At 56.1% G+C, this 16693-nt stretch carries 17 protein-coding genes; 9 read left to right on the forward strand and 8 right to left on the reverse strand.

Features of this window, described 5'->3' with window-relative positions; genetic code table 11:
- Positions 1 to 6: 6 nt before the first annotated feature.
- Positions 7 to 1095, forward strand: coding sequence for a zinc-binding metallopeptidase family protein (locus EDC23_RS03325; protein ID WP_134081098.1), 1089 nt, complete (start codon positions 7 to 9; stop codon positions 1093 to 1095).
- 111 nt (positions 1096 to 1206) lie between these two features.
- Here the strand turns inward: EDC23_RS03325 and EDC23_RS03330 are convergent, their stop codons facing one another.
- Positions 1207 to 1944, reverse strand: coding sequence for a proteasome-type protease (locus EDC23_RS03330; RefSeq protein ID WP_134081100.1), 738 nt, complete (start codon positions 1942 to 1944; stop codon positions 1207 to 1209).
- Between the two features lie 132 nt (positions 1945 to 2076).
- Here EDC23_RS03330 and EDC23_RS03335 point away from each other — a divergent pair, with 132 nt between their 5' ends.
- The 3 genes from EDC23_RS03335 to EDC23_RS03345 all read left to right on the forward strand — a co-directional run bounded on the left by EDC23_RS03335 (position 2077) and on the right by EDC23_RS03345 (position 4771).
- Positions 2077 to 3534 carry a circularly permuted type 2 ATP-grasp protein gene (locus tag EDC23_RS03335; protein WP_134081102.1) on the forward strand — a complete coding sequence of 486 codons (1458 nt, stop codon included), beginning with the start codon at positions 2077 to 2079 and terminating at the stop codon, positions 3532 to 3534.
- Entirely contained in the window at positions 3531 to 4454 is a 924-nt protein-coding gene (locus EDC23_RS03340) for an alpha-E domain-containing protein (RefSeq protein ID WP_243830688.1), read from the forward strand. The genes EDC23_RS03335 and EDC23_RS03340 overlap by 4 nt, the downstream gene beginning before the upstream one ends.
- A 77-nt stretch (positions 4455 to 4531) precedes the next feature.
- Positions 4532 to 4771 carry a YdcH family protein gene (locus EDC23_RS03345; protein WP_134081104.1) on the forward strand — a complete coding sequence of 80 codons (240 nt, stop codon included), beginning with the start codon at positions 4532 to 4534 and terminating at the stop codon, positions 4769 to 4771.
- A gap of 5 nt (positions 4772 to 4776) precedes the next feature.
- Here the strand turns inward: EDC23_RS03345 and EDC23_RS03350 are convergent, their stop codons facing one another.
- The 3 genes from EDC23_RS03350 to EDC23_RS03360 all read right to left on the reverse strand — a co-directional run bounded on the left by EDC23_RS03350 (position 4777) and on the right by EDC23_RS03360 (position 8564).
- A complete protein-coding gene (locus EDC23_RS03350) occupies positions 4777 to 5505 on the reverse strand; it encodes a DUF429 domain-containing protein (protein ID WP_134081106.1) in 729 nt (242 codons plus the stop codon).
- A gap of 79 nt (positions 5506 to 5584) precedes the next feature.
- On the reverse strand, positions 5585 to 6202 hold the full coding sequence (locus EDC23_RS03355; protein ID WP_134081108.1) for a class I SAM-dependent methyltransferase: 618 nt from the start codon (positions 6200 to 6202) through the stop codon (positions 5585 to 5587).
- A gap of 271 nt (positions 6203 to 6473) precedes the next feature.
- Positions 6474 to 8564 (reverse strand): thioredoxin domain-containing protein, encoded by a 2091-nt coding sequence (locus tag EDC23_RS03360; protein ID WP_134081110.1) that lies wholly within the window; start codon positions 8562 to 8564, stop codon positions 6474 to 6476.
- Positions 8565 to 8699: 135 nt separating this feature from the next.
- On the opposite strand from EDC23_RS03360, the gene EDC23_RS03365 reads away from it, so the two are divergent.
- The 5 genes from EDC23_RS03365 to folA all read left to right on the forward strand — a co-directional run bounded on the left by EDC23_RS03365 (position 8700) and on the right by folA (position 13676).
- Positions 8700 to 9899, forward strand: coding sequence for a class I SAM-dependent rRNA methyltransferase (locus tag EDC23_RS03365; protein ID WP_134081112.1), 1200 nt, complete (start codon positions 8700 to 8702; stop codon positions 9897 to 9899).
- Positions 9900 to 10009: 110 nt separating this feature from the next.
- Positions 10010 to 10804 (forward strand): prolipoprotein diacylglyceryl transferase, encoded by a 795-nt coding sequence (lgt, locus tag EDC23_RS03370; RefSeq protein ID WP_134081114.1) that lies wholly within the window; start codon positions 10010 to 10012, stop codon positions 10802 to 10804.
- 85 nt (positions 10805 to 10889) lie between these two features.
- Complete coding sequence (locus EDC23_RS03375) at positions 10890 to 11819, forward strand: hypothetical protein (protein ID WP_134081116.1); 930 nt, start codon at positions 10890 to 10892, stop codon at positions 11817 to 11819.
- 232 nt (positions 11820 to 12051) lie between these two features.
- Positions 12052 to 12885 carry a thymidylate synthase gene (locus EDC23_RS03380; RefSeq protein WP_134081118.1) on the forward strand — a complete coding sequence of 278 codons (834 nt, stop codon included), beginning with the start codon at positions 12052 to 12054 and terminating at the stop codon, positions 12883 to 12885.
- 284 nt (positions 12886 to 13169) lie between these two features.
- Positions 13170 to 13676: a type 3 dihydrofolate reductase gene (gene folA, locus EDC23_RS03385; protein WP_134081120.1), complete on the forward strand. Its 507-nt coding sequence runs from the start codon at positions 13170 to 13172 to the stop codon at positions 13674 to 13676.
- Between the two features lie 223 nt (positions 13677 to 13899).
- Here folA and EDC23_RS03390 read toward each other — a convergent pair whose 3' ends face one another.
- The 4 genes from EDC23_RS03390 to EDC23_RS03405 form a co-directional block, all read right to left on the reverse strand.
- Entirely contained in the window at positions 13900 to 14733 is an 834-nt protein-coding gene (locus EDC23_RS03390) for a symmetrical bis(5'-nucleosyl)-tetraphosphatase (protein ID WP_134081122.1), read from the reverse strand.
- The gene (locus tag EDC23_RS03395) at positions 14733 to 15338 is read right to left on the reverse strand and encodes a class I SAM-dependent methyltransferase (RefSeq protein ID WP_134081124.1); all 606 of its coding nucleotides are present in this window, start codon (positions 15336 to 15338) and stop codon (positions 14733 to 14735) included. Before EDC23_RS03395 ends, EDC23_RS03390 begins: the two co-directional genes overlap by 1 nt.
- Before the next feature lie 4 nt (positions 15339 to 15342).
- A complete protein-coding gene (apaG, locus tag EDC23_RS03400) occupies positions 15343 to 15729 on the reverse strand; it encodes a Co2+/Mg2+ efflux protein ApaG (RefSeq protein WP_134081126.1) in 387 nt (128 codons plus the stop codon).
- Between the two features lie 257 nt (positions 15730 to 15986).
- Positions 15987 to 16472: a hypothetical protein gene (locus EDC23_RS03405; RefSeq protein WP_243830689.1), complete on the reverse strand. Its 486-nt coding sequence runs from the start codon at positions 16470 to 16472 to the stop codon at positions 15987 to 15989.
- Positions 16473 to 16693: the final 221 nt, after the last annotated feature.

Genomic DNA, 16693 nt, shown 5'->3' on the forward strand with positions numbered 1-16693 from the left:
CCAATCATGAAAACCTTTATTTGTGACTGCGGTAATACACTGCATTTCGAAAACAGCCAATGCATGGTCTGTGGTCGCCAGCTCGGATTTATCCAGGAGGATCTGCAGCTCAGTGCTTTGGAACCGATGGAAAACGGGCAGTGGCGTTCGTTATCCAATGCGCGATATTACCGGCAATGTGCCAATTACCGGCAATACAATATTTGTAACTGGCTGGTCCCCGCCGAAAATAATCAGACCTATTGCCACTCCTGCCGTCTCAACCGGATTATTCCCAATCTCTCCGAATCGCAAAATATCAAGCTCTGGTACCGCATAGAGACTGCAAAACGGCGCCTGTTGTATACCCTGTACAAACTGAAATTGCCGGTGGTCGATCGCAAACAGGATACACAGCAAGGCCTGGCATTCAAGTTTATGCAGGATCAGACTCGCTATGATGAGTTCAGCAACGCTGTCACGGAAGTGAATCAGGTTATGACCGGCCACCATAACGGCGTGATTACCATCAATATTCTTGAGGCCGAGGATAGTGCCCGGGAGCAGATGCGGGAAAAAATGAACGAAGGTTATCGCACCCTGCTGGGCCATTTTCGTCATGAGATTGGTCACTATTACTGGATGCGACTGATCAAGTCAGGCGAAAAACTTGAAAGTTTCCGGGAGCTGTTTGGTGACGAACGCCAGGATTACAGGCAGTCGATGAAAAATTATTACCGACAGAAAACCCCTCCCGCCTGGCAGGACGGCTTCATCAGCGGTTATGCCAGCGCGCATCCCTGGGAGGACTGGGCCGAAACCTGGGCGCATTATCTGCACATGGTGGACACCCTGGAGACAGCCAATGATATTGGTTTTCGTATCCAGAATGACCCGCACGCGCCTGGTGACGAAGGAGGAGAAAGCGATCTCTCCTCGGTAAAAGGGATAGATTTTAATGCCCTGATGGAAGACTGGGCCAGCCTGACCATCGGACTCAATGCTCTTAATCGCAGCATGGGCCTGCCGGACGCCTATCCCTTCGTACTGTCAGCCCCCGTACTGGAAAAACTCCGCTTCGTCCATCATCTCATCACCGACAGGGATAATTATTAATGTTGAATTTTAAATTTTGAATTTATGGTCGCGGGTGCTTATATAAAATACAGGAGTTCGCTTGAGCCCACCAATTTAACATTCAAAACTCAACATTAAACATTGCTTTCATTACTCGTCTTCCCAGTCGAAGCGGGGCAGGCGGTTGAAGGAGCGTTTGAGGCCTTCGTTCCAGCGTTTTTGCAGGGATTTGTAGATTGGGGAGTTGAGGGTGAGGGTCATGTGTCTGGGTTCTTCCAGGCTGTTGGCCTGATAGATGGACAGCTCCAGCGGCGGGCCGACGGAGATGTTGCTGCGCATGGTGGAATCGAGGGAGACCAGGGCGCAGCGGGCGGCGTCTTCCAGGCTGGTCGTGGGGCTGATAATGCGATCGAGTATCGGTTTGCCGTACTTGTTCTCGCCGATTTGTAAAAACGGGGTTTCCGGCGAGGCGCTGATATAATTGCCTTGTGGATAGATCAGATATATTTCCGGATCCTTGCCGGCAATCTGGCCGCCGAGGATAAAGCTGGCTTCGGCACGGCTTTTTGAGCTCTCCATCGCGGGAGCATGTTGCTGCTGTTCATCCTGGCTTAGTTTGCCGATGTAGTGGGCCACTTCGTACAGATGCTCGGCCTTGTGCAGATTGATTTCCGCATCCGGTTTTTCCAGGTCCTTGTTGATGTGATTGATCACCGCCTGGGAGGTGGCAAGATTCCCGGCGGTCAGGATCACGCAAATGCGTTCCCCGGGCCAGGCGAAGCGGTGCATCTTGCTATAGGTGGTGACGTAGTCCACGCCGGCGTGGGTGCGCGAGTCGGTGGCAAAGACCAGCCCTTTGTTGACCCGAATAGCGAGACAATATGTCATGTTATTTTCCGAGCGTTCATGGTGTTCGGCCACTGACCGGCGTTATTGTTATAAGTTTATGATCCGCTATTTGCCTGAAATTGTCCATCACGTTATGCTGTAAGCGACTGAATTAACAGGTTAGATAACATAATGGCAATACGCTGGGGCAGTTACAAGGTCAAGGGACTCCACGACGAGCTGATCCGGGTCAGCGGCCGGCCGCGGCCGGCCGCCCGGGCGCTGTGTGACTATCTGCGCGCGCTCAAGGACAAGGACATCGAGGAGTACAGGGCAGCCGCCGAGACCGCTATTCATGTTATGGGCATTACCTTCACGGTCTATTCCGAGGAGGAAGGCTCCATCGACCGTGCCTGGCCCTTTGACATTATTCCCCGGATTATCGACCGCAGTGAGTGGCAGCAGGTGGAGGCCGGACTCAGGCAGCGGGTGCAGGCGCTGAATCTGTTTATCGACGATCTCTATCACAAGCAGCAGATCGTCAGGGACGAGGTCTTTCCCGAGGCGTTGCTCAAGGATTCAAAAAACTTCCGCCCCCAGTGTGTCGGGATCGATCCGCCGCACGGTGTCTGGGCGCATATCTGCGGTTCGGATCTGGTGCGCGACAGTGATGGCACGATCTATGTTCTGGAAGACAACCTGCGGGTACCGTCCGGTGTCTCCTATATGCTGGAAAACCGGCAGATCATGAAGCGGGTCTTTCCCGAGCTGTTTGAGAACTACAACATTCTGCCGGTGGATGATTACCCCTCACAGCTGTATGACATGCTGGCCTCGCTGGCACCCCGGGGGATTGAGCAGCCGGAGATCGTGGTGCTGACACCGGGGATTTATAACTCAGCCTATTTCGAGCACGCCTATCTGGCACAGCAGATGGGAGCGGAACTGGTCGAAGGCTCGGACCTGGTCGTGGACAAGCACAACATGGTCTATATGCGGACCATCGAGGGGTTGTCCCAGGTGGATGTGATTTACCGGCGTATTGATGACCTGTTTCTCGATCCCGAGGCCTTTGCTCCCGATTCCATGCTGGGAGTGCCCGGATTGATGCGGGCCTGGAAAGCGGGCAATGTTGCTCTGGCCAATGCGCCGGGCGCGGGAGTGGCCGACGACAAAGTAGTCTACTCCTATGTACCGGAAATTATTCGCTATTATCTCAATGAAGAGCCGCTGATCGACAATGTCCCGACCTATCGCTGTTTCAATAAAACGGAACGCGATTATGTTATCCAGAACATCGCCAAACTGGTGGTTAAACCGGCCAATGAATCGGGCGGCTACGGAATGCTGATCGGGCCCCAGGCGACTCAGGAGGAGCGTGACAAATTCGTCAATCTGATTCGCCGTGATCCGCGCAACTATATTGCCCAGCCGCTGTTGACTCTCTCTACCGCACCGACCCTGGTCGGCAACCGGGCCGAGCCCCGGCATCTGGATTTGCGGCCGTTTATTCTCAGCGGCGAGAAAACCTATGTGACAACCGGTGGTCTGACCCGGGTGGCGCTGCGCAAGGGATCGACAGTGGTCAACTCCTCGCAGGGCGGCGGCAGCAAGGATACCTGGATTGTCGATATGGAGTCGGGTCAATGATGCTCTCGCGCGTTGCCAATAATATCTACTGGGCTGCCCGCTATATTGAGCGTGCGGAAAATACCGCCCGGCTGATCAACGTCAACAGTCACCTGCTGCTGGATTTGCCCAGGCGAATCCGGCTGGGCTGGGAGCCGATTATTGAGATTCTTGGTAATGATGCGCTGTTCTATCAGCGTCATGATACGGCGGACGAGCGTCAGGTGATCCGCTTTATGGTTAGCGAACAGGCCAATCCCGGTTCGATCGTCAACTCGCTTCGCCAGGCCCGGGAGAATGCACGTACGATACGCGATATTATCCCCCGTGAGGCCTGGGAGCAGATCAATCAGAATTATTTACATGCACGTGAACATGCCAGCAGCAGCCTGGGGCGTCGCAAACGGGACGATTTCTTGCGCAGTATTATTCTCGGAGCGCAGTCCGTCACCGGCATGCTGGCCGGCACCATGACCCATGATGAGGGTTACGATTTTCTGCGCATGGGGCGAAACCTGGAACGGGCGGACATGACGACGCGCATTGTCGATGTCCGGTCCGCGTCGTTATTGCCAGAAATGAGCGAGGACCTCAGTCCGTTCGAAAATATCCAGTGGGTGAGTGTGCTCAAGTCCCTGACGGCCTATCAGATGTACCGACGCGAAATGCGCATTCGCGTGCGCCGCCCCGATGTGCTGCGTTTTCTGTTACAGGAGCGGCGTTTTCCGCGTGCCTTTTATCATGCCACCTGCGAGGTGGAAAATTGTCTGCAGCACCTGCCGCACAATGAAAAACCGCTGAAAATTCTGACCCGGTTGCAGAAAAAAGTTCTCAGTGCGAAGCTGGAACAACTGCAACAGGAAGAGTTGCACGGGTTTGTTGATGTTCTGCAGTTGGATCTGGCCAGATTACACAACGAAATCAGAGCCAGTTATTTCTAGGTTATCTGCTCCAGTCGGACACTGGGCGCAAGTAACAGCTATTTCCTGTCACCAGTAACTATACAAGCGAGGCTCCCATGCTGGGCGAAAAACACGATCTAATCCATGAATTTCCAGAATATAAGGAGCGCATTCACGAGCTCAAAGTGAGCGATCCCCATTTTTCAAAGCTGTTTGATGAATATCACGAGCTCGAGCATGAAGTTCGCCGGATCGAAGAGGGGAACGAGACCCCCGCGGACGAATATACGGAAGAGCTCAAGATGCGTCGGCTCAAGCTGAAGGATGAGCTGTTCAGCCTGATAAAAGGGGAATAACCGGCTCACGGATTGAAGGAGCGATAGACAATCCGCATGGGCAAACCGACACGGTCGTACTCAACGGGGTCCGTCAGGCTGATCAACTCACCTTCACTCTGCTCAGCTCCGCCCGCCATTACGGCAAGCACCATGGCATCCAGTATATCGTCAGGTTGTAATAACTTGCGTGGATACCGTGCCAGGCAATCGCTATAAAATGCTTGAGCGCCGTTGATATAGTGCGTTAACAGGGCCAGACGTTGTTGCTCTCCCTCGTGCGACTTCTTTCGGGTTGGCAGGAGGGACTGCCCGTTCAGGGCATAAAACGCCACTTCCGGGTGAGATTCATACAGGTGAGTCTGCCACTCAACATGCTGGCACAGATAACAATCCACCTCGCGAATCTTCGGACAGATATTCCAGATCTGGCGGCTGATCCGGCTGCCGGTCTGTTGCGCGTTAATCGCACAGGCACTGGCATAGTCGGCGGCGTGGACGGCATCCCTCACGGGCGTGGAGAAAACACTGCTGTGTCGATAAGGGCTGAGTAAGCGACGCGCCAGATGATCGCAACGCCGCTTTTGCCCGTCGGGCAATCCGATCGGAATATCGATAAAGATCGGGGTACCAACGGCTGGCTGGTCCAGCAACTGCGTCAGTGTCGGGCTCAGCCAGGAGCGCCAGCCGTCGGCTTGCCGAACGACGGCAAACCAGCCACCGCGACAGCCGTCGATGCCGATAGCACGGATCATGCAAAAGCCGGATGGGTCCGACCGGCTGAATCGGTCATGCGAAGCTTACAGGTTCGATCACAACATGTGGCGGGCTTTACTACAGCGCCGGTTGTTCCACCATGTCGTCCATTTTTTTCTCCCACTGGTAAATCCGGGTTGGCGGAAGATTGAAGAATTCCATTTCGGCCTGCTCCGATCCCATAATGGGGCGGCATAAAGTCGCAACTCGATCCCGTGTCTGATAAGCCACAAAGCGCCCCCGGGGTGCCAGTACCGATGACACTGCTTCGATGATCTGCGTGCCCAGGCTTCGACTCATGGTGGAAAAGGGAATGCCGGAGATCACTGCATTGGGTGCATGAAGGTCATACTCGGCAAGAATCGACTGGATATCACAGGCGCTGCCCAGATGCGCGATAACACGATCATCCTCAATCTGGCTTATCAGGTTGTGAAAGTAGGCGTTGAGTTCGATACTGACGAGTCGGGCATGTTGTGGCATGGCATTTAATAATGCACGCGTCGTGCCACCGGTCCCGGGGCCCAGCTCAACAACCACACTGGCAGAATCCACGTTGGCGGCTTCAATAATACGCCGTTCCAGAAAGCGTGAGCTGGGGATGATCGAACCCACTTGAAGAGGATGTTTCAGGAATTGCTGAACGAAGATCTGTCGGCCATTTATCTGAGAGTTGTTTTTATTGTTGTTAGCCATACACATGCCTCCTGCCAGTTTTATGAGCTTGAAGTATGATTCTAGCATTCCCGCAGGGAAAGACTGAATCCATCCGCCGGGCTTAAAATCGGCCTGTACCCCTAATTGTAGAACGTCATGAACGTGTTGCGGGGCGCGGGGTTGCCTTATTTTATATTAAAATCAATCACCTGGGCGATCCCGGGTTGTCTCGTCCCTGCGCCGCAGATCCCGGTACGCTCCTTTGCTGGACTGTGCTCGCCGGGGGCCTGTGTGCTTTTTGTCTCGCGGCTCAGGAGGGCAGTTCCCGTTCTTGCAACAGCGGTTGCAGCGCCTCACGTTCCGTGATGGCCGGCTGGCAATGGGCGCCGGAACAGGGGTAGGCGGTGACATCGGCATCGGTGAGCTGGCGTTCGTCCAGCAGGCCGGGCAGTTCCCGGGCTTCTGCGGGGATGGCAAAGCAGAGCCGGGCGGGACTGTAGGTGCGATCACAACGTGCATGCCACTGCGCCATGGCATCGCGCCTGCCGCGCAGGATGATCAGTTGCGGCGGATTGAGGTGCTCTTCGAGTGCCAGGAGCAGGGCGCAGTGGGCATAGGGGAGCTCGGTGATGCCCGGCCAGCTCATCTGCAGGGTGCGTTCGGCGGCGTCGAGATAACGCACTTCGCCGAGCAGGTGTCCCAGTCGTTGCAAGGCATACGCGGCGATACCGTTGCCCGCCGGGATCGACTCATCCAGCGTCGGTTTGGGCCGATGGAACAACTGCTCGTGATCATTGGCGGTAAAGTAGAAACCACCGTGCTGTTTATCCTCAAAGTGCGTCAGTAATACGTCGGCCAGTTGCCGGGCCAGCGCCATGTCCTCGTCGCGCCAGCGGGCCTGCAGCAGTTCCAGCAGGCCATCGAGCAGAAAGGCATAGTCATCCAGATAGGCCATCAGATGGGTCTTGCCATCCTTGCAGGTGGCCAGCAGCCGTTGTTCGACATAGAGTGTCTGGCGAATAAAGTCGACGGCCCGCCCGGCCGAGTCGATAAAGTCCTGACGCTGAAGATGGCGTCCGGCACAGGCCATCCCCTTGATCATCAGGCCGTTCCAGGCGGTCAGAATCTTCTCGTCCCGGCCGGGACGAATGCGTTGCTCACGTGCGGTGAACAGTTTATTGCGGGCCGATTGCAGCTGTTTCCGGGCCTGTTCAACCGATATTGACAGCTGCCCGGCAATTTCTTCCAGACCGGTATAGACATGCAGATGCCAGCGCCCTTCAAAGTTGGCCGCGCGGTCCAGCCCGTAGTGGGGCGCCGTCACGGCGTACTCCTCATCGCTGAGCAAGTCTTTAACTTCTGCCGGGGTCCAGACATAGAACTTGCCTTCCTCGCCTTCGCTGTCGGCATCCAGGGTCGAATAATAACCGCCTTCGGGCGATTGCATCTCGCGCATTACCCATTCGCCGGTTTCGCTGGCGATGCGTTTGAAGACCGGGTCTCCCAGGGCCTGCCAGGCTTCGCTGTACAGCTGCAACAGCGCTCCGTTGTCGTAGAGCATTTTTTCAAAGTGGGGAATTATCCATTTTTCATCCACCGAGTAACGGTAAAAGCCGCCGCCCAGTTGATCGTACAGCCCGCCGCTGCCCATGCCGTGCAGGGTCAGGCGCAGCATGTCATGCGCCTGTCGATCGGGACTGTCATTGAGCGCGGTTGAAAACCAGTGACGCATCAGTCGTTCCAGATTGGACGGATACGGGAACTTGGGGGGCTGACCGAACCCGCCATAGGTCGAATCGTAGTTTTGCGCCAGTTGATGGCGCGCCGCGTCCAGGGGGGAACTGTCGAGCGTGCCCGAACCGGTACCGCCCCCGCCCCCGCCCCCGGGCTGCATTTGCGCCATCGCTTCCTGCAGAGCCCGGTTCTGCTGCCGGATATCGCCCTCGTTCTCGCGATAGAAGGCCTCGACCTTTTGCAGTACCTCGGTGAACGGCGGCAGGCCGTGTTTGGGATCGCGGGGAAAATAGGTGCCGGCAAAAAACGGCGTATGATCATCGGGCGTCAGGATGACGTTCAGTGGCCAGCCGCCACCGCGCTGATTGAGCAGCTGAAAGGCGGTCTGATAGATCTTGTCCAGATCCGGCCGTTCTTCGCGATCAACCTTGATATTGATATAGAGCCGGTTCATCACCTCGGTGACTTCCAGATCTTCGAAGGACTCGTGAGCCATCACATGGCACCAGTGGCAGGCCGAATAGCCGATGGAGAGCAGGATCGGTTTGTTCTGTTCCCGGGCTTTTTGCAGGGCCTCGGGCCCCCACGGATACCATTCAACCGGATTGTGGGCATGCTGCTGCAGATAGAGACTGGTTTCGTCGAGCAGCCGGTTAGTCGAACTCATGAGCCACCTTGTAGGGGGTTGATACCTGATTAAAAATGTCAACTATATCGTCATTCTGCGATGCTGTCGCCCTTGCGCAAATGGTATGAAATTCTGTAGGTTAGGCAACCTGTTCCCCGAGGATATGAACCAATCGTGACAGATGACAACCCGCGCCAGCTGCGCCTGAAAAAACGAGAAGAACGGCGCCTCAAGACCGGCCACCTGTGGGTTTACAGTAACGAAGTCGACGTCAAGACGACGCCCCTGACCGAGATTGCGCCGGGTGAACAGCTGCAGATCGCCGATTATCGCGGCAATGTGCTCGGCTCGGCCTATGTGAATCCCAACAGTCTGATTTGCGCCCGCCTGTTCAGTCATCAGCCCGAGGCCAGCCTGGATGCCGATCTGATCCGCGGGCGGCTGGAGCGTGCCTTGCAGTTTCGCCATGATCTGTTTGCCGCGCCCCATTACCGGCTGATCTACGGGGAAAGTGATGGATTACCCGGGCTGGTCGTGGACCGTTACGACCGGATTCTGGTCGTGCAGATCACCACGGTCGGCATGGACGTCCTGCGCGACACTGTTCTGGACGTGCTCGACACGGTATTGCAGCCGGCGGTGATCTATCTGCGTAACGACAGCAGCGCCCGGGAACAGGAAGGGCTGGAGCGTTATACCACGGTGATCAAGGGGGAACTGCCGGAGCAGATGGAACTGATCGAGAATAAAGTCCGTTTTCAGGTCCCCCTGGCCGAGAGCCAGAAGACCGGCTGGTATTTTGATCACCGTCTCAATCGGCTGCGTTGTCAGGCCTATGCGCCGGGCAAACGGGTGCTGGATGTGTTCTCCTATGTCGGCGCCTGGGGCGTGCAGGCGCTGCACGCCGGCGCCAGTGAAGTGATCTGCGTTGATGCCTCAAAAGAGTATCTGCAGGTGGCCGAGGCCAATGCCGCCGCGGTCAAATCCGGCGGGCTGGCCACGCTGGACGGTGATGCCTTCGAGGTGCTGCGTCAATTGTACGAAGACGGTGAACAGTTCGATATTGTGGTGCTGGATCCCCCGGCATTTATCAAACGGCGCAAGGATATGAAAGAGGGCGAACTGGCCTACCGGCGTATCAACCGCCTGGCGATGCGTCTGCTGAAAAAGGATGGTCTGCTGATCTCCGCCTCCTGTTCCTATCATCTGGGGCGCAAGAAACTGCTGGATAACATCCGCCGTGCGGCCCACAAGCTTGAGCAGGAAGTGCAGGTGCTGGAGCAGGGGCACCAGGGACCGGATCACCCCGTGCACGCCGCCATGCCCGAGACCGACTACCTCAAAGCCTATTTTTGTCGATTACTCGCCATGTGATCGACAGGGACGAGTTACGAGGGCCGAGTGACGAGGCTGTTTTTATTGCTTTTTAACTCGTCCCTCGTCCCTGGGACCTCGGCCCTTGCTTGATAAGAGAGAATACATTGATGGTTGTTGATTTTGATCCGGTTGCATTCGAACTGTTCGGTTTGAGCGTCCACTGGTATGGCCTGATGTACCTGGTCGGCTTTGTCGGCGCCTGGTGGCTGGGCCGGTTGCGCGCCCGCCGTCCGGATTCCGGCTGGACGGCGGCCCAGGTGGATGATTTGCTGTTTTATGCCGGTCTGGGGGTGATCCTCGGGGGGCGGCTGGGTTATGTGCTGTTTTATAACCTGGGGCCGTTTTTCGACGATCCCCTGATGCTGTTTCGGATCAAGGAGGGCGGCATGTCGTTTCACGGCGGCCTGCTGGGGGTGATGCTGGGGTTGTGGCTGTTTAGCCGCAAGTATCATAAGCGCTATTTTGTTACACTGGATTTTGTCGCGCCGCTGGTGCCGCTGGGTCTGGGCGCCGGGCGTATCGGGAATTTTATTAATGGCGAACTCTGGGGCAAGCCGACCGACTTGCCGTGGGGAATGGTGTTTCCCCTGGCCGGCCCGGAGGCGCGTCATCCCAACCCGCTCTATGAAGCGTTGCTGGAGGGGTTGGTCCTGTTCGTGATCCTGTGGTGGTTCTCATCACGATCGCGACCGCAACGGGCGGTATCGGGGGTATTTGCCCTGGGTTATGGCGTGTTCCGTTTTGCCGTGGAATTTGTACGCACCCCCGACGCGCATATCGGCTACCTGGCCTGGGGCTGGCTGACCATGGGGCAGTTGTTGAGTTTGCCGCTGATTCTCGCGGGGCTGTTCCTGCTCGGGCTCGCTTACCGCCGGCCTTCCCGGCGACAGCAAGAAATATAAAATAATGTGATGAAAGTCTAAAAAAAATCGGGGGGTAACCGATAACCCCTGGGTAAGCCCCCCACCTTCATAAGGGAGATAAACTATGTACGCACTAGCCAAACGTGTACTGACTGCCGGACTGCTGCTGTGTTTCAGTCTGGGTGCCGGTGCCGCATCGCTTAAACCTTTTTCCCTGGCCGGGATCGCCGAAAGCGAGATGTCCCGGGTGGTGGATGACGTTGAAAAACGTCTGAAACGGGACGGTTTCGAGATCATCGGAACCTATCAGCCCTACGAGGGGGCACACATTTTCGCGGTCACCAGCGAAGCATTGAAGCAGGCGGCCACGCAAAGCGATTACGGCGGCTTTGGTGCCGTGATCAAGGTCTCTGTCACCCGGGCAAATGACGGCAAACAGGTGCAGGTCAGTTATAACAATCCCGAATACATTGGCCTGGCCTATAACATGAATACCCGTCTGGAGGAGACCAAGCGCCGTCTCGGCGAAGCCATTGGTTTTGAAAAGGATTTCGGTGGCGATGGCATCGACGAGGACAAACTGCCGGAATATAACTATACCTTCGGACTGGAGGATTTTTACGGGCACCTTGAGCTTGCCGATCATGGCAGTCACGACAAGGCGATACGCGAAGTTGAAAAGGGGTTGGCAAACAATGATTTCGGTATCGGGAGGGTCTATAAAATCGAGATTCCGGGCAAGCAACAGGTTGTGTATGGCCTGAGTCTGCAGGCTGACGTTGACGAAGAGAAGTTTCTTAATGACGAATTTGTCATGAACGTGATCGACCATCAGGAGCTGAGACGCACCCCGCACCTGCCTTACGAAATCATGGTCAACGGCAGTGACGTGTTCGCCCTGCATCCCCATTTTCGTCTGGCGGTGCAATTTCCCGATCTGCGCATGTTTGGCGAACACAGCTTCGGTAAACTGATGGACCTGCCCTATGTCTATGAGGAATTCTTTATCCAGGCAGTCGGCGGTCAAGGGCTGGCTGCTGATGATGACTGGTAACATATAGCCCGTCGGCCCGGTTCGCATCCACCATGGATGCCACGCCGCGCCTGTGTATAACCACCGAAAGCAGTGAAGGCACTGAGTTAATTTGTCGGGCCGGCCTCGGCAACATTCTCAGTGTTGCTTCATTGTCTTCGGTGGTTTTTATTGCGCATTGGGCAATAGTCCCGGGCGTAACGGGCATGATAAGATCGCCGACCAGAAGCTATTTCAGAATGAGGCGCAGGCAGTGAAACAGTATCTCGAGCTGATGCGGCATGTCCGGGATAACGGCACGCGCAAGGACGATCGGACCGGCACCGGCACCCTCAGTGTGTTTGGCCATCAGATGCGGTTCGATCTGGCGCAGGGTTTTCCGTTGGTGACCACCAAGCGCCTGCATCTGCGTTCCATTATCCATGAACTGCTGTGGTTTTTGCGGGGTGATACCAATACGGCTTATCTGCACGATAACAAGGTAACCATCTGGGATGAATGGGCCGATGAAAACGGCAACCTCGGGCCGATCTACGGCAGTCAGTGGCGCTCCTGGCCGACTCCCGATGGGCGGCATATCGATCAGATCAGCCAGGTGCTCGAGCAGCTCAGGGACAAGCCCGATTCACGGCGGATCATCGTCAGCGCCTGGAATGTGGCTGACCTGCCCGACGAGTCCATCTCGCCGCAGGACAATGCCCGTAACAATAAAATGGCACTGGCGCCCTGCCATGCCTTTTTCCAGTTCTATGTGGCCGACGGCAAGCTCTCCTGCCAGTTATATCAACGCAGTGCCGATATCTTCCTCGGCGTGCCGTTCAATATCGCCTCCTATGCCCTGCTGACCATGATGATGGCCCAGGTCAGTAATCTACAGCCGGGCGACTTTGTCCATACTCTGGGTGACGCCCATCTGTATCGCAATCATCTCGAGCAGGCCGACGAGCAGCTGAGCCGGCAGCCCTATCCGTTACCGACCATGAAGATCAATCCGGCCATCGACAACCTGTTCGATTTTCGCTTTGACGATTTCGAGCTGGTCGATTACCAGTATCATCCGCATATCAAGGCGAAGGTGGCGATTTAAATAAAAGTTGGCAGTCGGCAGTCATAAGTCGTAAGTCACAGGTCAGGTTGCGCGCAGCGCTACCTGACACTCCGGGATGAAATTGATGGTCGTTAGGGAATGTCACGCAGGCTGTCGCCAGCGTGACCTACGCAACTGTGATTGATTCTGACGAGGGAAATACTTTCCAGAGATGTTGAAGCTGCGTAGGTCAGGTTGCGCATAGCGCTACCTGACATTCTTCGTATCACCTTGCCACGGTAATTGAGCAGGGAGAAGGAATATTGTCCAAAGGATACTGAAATATGTCACAGGATAAATCACCACGAATATCGCTGATCGCGGCGTTGACGCCGCAACGGGTGATCGGGATTGAGAACCGCCTGCCCTGGCGTCTGCCGGCGGATATGCAGTGGTTCCGCAAACACACCCTGGGAAAACCGATTGTAATGGGACGCAAGACCTTTGAATCGTTCGGTGGCAAGCCGCTGCCCAAGCGCCCCAATATTGTTATCAGTCGTGACACGAACTACCAGGCCGAAGGCGCGGTGGTGGTCCATTCGATTGAGGCGGCCATCGAAGCGGCCGGGGATGTGGACGAGATCATGATCATCGGCGGTGCGGCCTTCTTTGAACAGACCCTGTCGCGTGCCGATCGCCTGTATCTGACCTGGGTGGATGCCGACATCGAAGGCGATACCTGGTTTCCCGAATTCGATCCGAACGAGTGGCAGGAAACCGAACGCCACCACCATCCCGCCGACGATAAAAACCCCTATCCCCACGATTACGTCATTCTGGATAGGCGTTAATCGCACCGGGCGATATCAAGAAAAATTTACCGCAGAGACGCAGAGTTCACAGAGTAATTTTGAATTCTGAATGTTTAATGTTGAATTGGGTAAATTACAGGCTCTAAGAGATACCTGATAATCTATGTAATAGATCCGCACTGTCGAATACAAACATTCAAAACTCAACATTCAACATTAATAATTATATCTTCGCGGTTCTCTGCGTCTCTGCGGTAAAAAATCAGGGTGTACCGGGTTGGCAGTTCCGGGGGCACTGGTGGGTGATGTGCCGGTTGGCGGGCTGGCCGAGCTGGTAGGCGGTGAGCTGGCCGCCCCAGACGCAGCCGGTGTCGATGGCGTGGACGTTGTCCTGTACGTGCAGGCCCAGGGCGGCCCAGTGGCCGAACAGGATGGGGGTGTCGAATTCGACCCGTTGGGGCAGGTTGTACCAGGGATAGCAGTCGGCAGGCGGGTCGGCGGGCGTGCCCTTGGCTTTCAAATCCAACGAACCGTCACTTTTGCAAAAACGCATGCGGGTAAAGGCGTTGCAGATAAAGCGCAGCCGATCCCGGCCTTCGAGTTGTTCCGACCAGTATGCCGGCTGATCGCCGTACATATGTTGAAAAAACGCGTGATAGTCGTCGCCACGCAATACTGCCTCGAGTTCGCCTGCGTACTGTTGTGCCTGGGCCAGGCTCCAGAGCGGGTAGATGCCCGCATGTACCATGCAATAATCGAGGCCGGTATCGTAATGCAGTAACGGACGTTGGCGTAACCAGTCCAGCAGCTCCGTACTATCCGGCGCCTCCAGTATGGCTTGCATGCTTGCATCGTTTGTGCTGCCGACCCCTTCGGCCAGCGCCAACAGATGCAGATCATGGTTGCCCAGAACAGTGATAACCGATTGCTCGATGGATTTGACGAAGCGCAGGCATTCCAGCGATTTGGGACCACGGTTAACCAGATCCCCGACCAGCCAGAGTTGATCGCGCCCGGGGTCGAAGTGCAGTTTATCCAGCAGGGCACGAAATTCGTCATAGCAACCCTGCAGGTCGCCAATCGCATACACAGCCATCACTTATCCTGTTTTTTCAATTCTATCTGGTGGAACCAGCCACCCGGTGCCAGACGGGTCTCCTCGACCAGCTGTAGCTCGGGACATTGTGCCAGCAGGGGTTCGAGTACCACATCGGTCCGGGTGGCAATATGGCGAATTACCCCGTTCAGGGCTCGGCGTAGCGGTGCACGCTGGCCGTGGCGCAGGAATTTGTCGAGGATCAGAATCCGCCCCCCGGTCCGCACGACCCGTGTCGCTTCGCGCAGGGCCTGCTCCGGGTGGGGGACCACCGCGAGAATCAGATGCATGAGCACGATATCAAACTGCTGTTCGCCATAAGGTAGGCGCATGACATCGCCGCAATGCAGCCGGATGTCGTCCCGTTGTCCAACGCGGTGTTGCGCACGGCGTAACATCGCCGTGGTCAGATCGATTCCAACATAGGACGGACCGGCGGGCAGGTCGGGAATATCCAGACCGGTACCGATTCCGCTGAGCAGAATGGTTTGATCCCGCACATCGCCCAATCGCGCAAGGCTGTTGCGCCGCATCCCGGCGGTGGGTCCGTTGACGATTAAATCATAAAAAGGCGCGAGCAGGGTATAACTGTGCTTGAGCGACATCGCGTCAGTGCAGCGTACGCGGTATCGCCAGGGTAAAGGCGGGGATCTCCGCCTCGAATTCGACGCCGTCATCGGCAAGCATATGGTAGGTGCCCTGCATGCTGCCAACCGGGGTCTCCAGTACGGTGCCGCTGGTATAGCGATAACCGTCGCCGGGCTTGATATGGGGCTGTTCACCAACCACGCCTTCGCCCTCGACCTCCTGGACCTTGCCTTCGGCATCGGTAATGATCCAGTGGCGGCTCAGCAGCTTGGCCGGCACAGATCCCTCATTGCGGATCGTGATGGTATAGGAGAAGACATAACGATCCTGCTCGGGATCCGACTGCTCCTCGATATACGCGGTTTCCACATCGACTTGCGCGTTATAGGTCTGGTTGGTCTGTTCCATGTAACAACTCGTTTGCTATTGGTGTACGTGTCCGGACGCTGATCATCGCGGGGCTTGATGCGCTAGTTTACCGTCATTTTGGCCCGCTTGATAACCGCTTTCTCGATCGTTGGTGTTCCAGTGGATCGTGACAGTTAAAAACCCTGTCGACATTATGGCGATGAGCCGGATAACAGCTTCAATGTGTCGCCGGCAATCATGACAGGCAAATAGCGGCCCGGCTTCGCCGGCGAGGGCACGTTTTTGAGGTGCCTTACTCACTCCCCCATGCGCAAACGGCCGGTCGGGTGTTGGTGTTGATCGATCAGGCCCTGTTCCAGTAACCACTGACAGGCCTCCCCGGCATCCTCCTCGAACCAGCGCCGGGCCGAGCCCAGCCGGAAACTGTAGCCCCAGCGATCCATATCCTGCCACATGCGTTGGCGGCCCACGCCCGGCAGCTGATCGGCGAGCAGAATTTGCAGATAACAGACGGCGTTCTCTTCATCATACCCGCCCCCGGCATCGGTATGCAGCCGGGCACGGCGTCGGGTGTCCATGCAGATATAATGGCAGGCCTCGTGCAGGGCCGATTGCACCGGGGTGTGTGGACGAATGAACAGTTGCCGGCCGATCAGACCGGCCTCGGGATCGCCCCAGAAACTGCCGGGCAGTGGCGTCGGCGCATCGATCAGCACCACTTCCAGATCATAGCGGGCTAACAGTTGTCGCAGCACGGGCAAGCCGGCTTCGGTGCAAGGCATCACGTCAGATGTGGCAGGAACAGTCATGACTGGATTTTATCATGACCTGCCGGGAAACCGGAGCGGGGGATCCCATGCCGATAACAGCAGACCGGCGAATTGAAGGATTCGGATTACCGGTATTCTGCGTGCGAGATGACAGCGGGGATGACGAGAATGATGCCAACTCAGTTTATCTCGATGAATCGGGCGTTTTTATTCCGTCATCAGAAAAGATGAAA

Source organism: Thiohalophilus thiocyanatoxydans (genome assembly GCF_004366735.1).
GTDB classification, from domain to species: domain Bacteria; phylum Pseudomonadota; class Gammaproteobacteria; order UBA6429; family Thiohalophilaceae; genus Thiohalophilus; species Thiohalophilus thiocyanatoxydans.

Coding starts and splice junctions, on each gene's coding strand:
- EDC23_RS03325 (WP_134081098.1), top strand. CDS start 7: ATGAAAACCTTTATTTGTGACTGCGGTAATACACTGCATTTCGAAAAC.
- EDC23_RS03330 (WP_134081100.1), bottom strand. CDS start 1,944: ATGACATATTGTCTCGCTATTCGGGTCAACAAAGGGCTGGTCTTTGCC.
- EDC23_RS03335 (WP_134081102.1), top strand. CDS start 2,077: ATGGCAATACGCTGGGGCAGTTACAAGGTCAAGGGACTCCACGACGAG.
- EDC23_RS03340 (WP_243830688.1), top strand. CDS start 3,531: ATGATGCTCTCGCGCGTTGCCAATAATATCTACTGGGCTGCCCGCTAT.
- EDC23_RS03345 (WP_134081104.1), top strand. CDS start 4,532: ATGCTGGGCGAAAAACACGATCTAATCCATGAATTTCCAGAATATAAG.
- EDC23_RS03350 (WP_134081106.1), bottom strand. CDS start 5,505: ATGATCCGTGCTATCGGCATCGACGGCTGTCGCGGTGGCTGGTTTGCC.
- EDC23_RS03355 (WP_134081108.1), bottom strand. CDS start 6,202: ATGGCTAACAACAATAAAAACAACTCTCAGATAAATGGCCGACAGATC.
- EDC23_RS03360 (WP_134081110.1), bottom strand. CDS start 8,564: ATGAGTTCGACTAACCGGCTGCTCGACGAAACCAGTCTCTATCTGCAG.
- lgt (WP_134081114.1), top strand. CDS start 10,010: ATGGTTGTTGATTTTGATCCGGTTGCATTCGAACTGTTCGGTTTGAGC.
- EDC23_RS03375 (WP_134081116.1), top strand. CDS start 10,890: ATGTACGCACTAGCCAAACGTGTACTGACTGCCGGACTGCTGCTGTGT.
- folA (WP_134081120.1), top strand. CDS start 13,170: ATGTCACAGGATAAATCACCACGAATATCGCTGATCGCGGCGTTGACG.
- EDC23_RS03390 (WP_134081122.1), bottom strand. CDS start 14,733: ATGGCTGTGTATGCGATTGGCGACCTGCAGGGTTGCTATGACGAATTT.
- EDC23_RS03395 (WP_134081124.1), bottom strand. CDS start 15,338: ATGTCGCTCAAGCACAGTTATACCCTGCTCGCGCCTTTTTATGATTTA.
- apaG (WP_134081126.1), bottom strand. CDS start 15,729: ATGGAACAGACCAACCAGACCTATAACGCGCAAGTCGATGTGGAAACC.
- EDC23_RS03405 (WP_243830689.1), bottom strand. CDS start 16,472: ATGCCTTGCACCGAAGCCGGCTTGCCCGTGCTGCGACAACTGTTAGCC.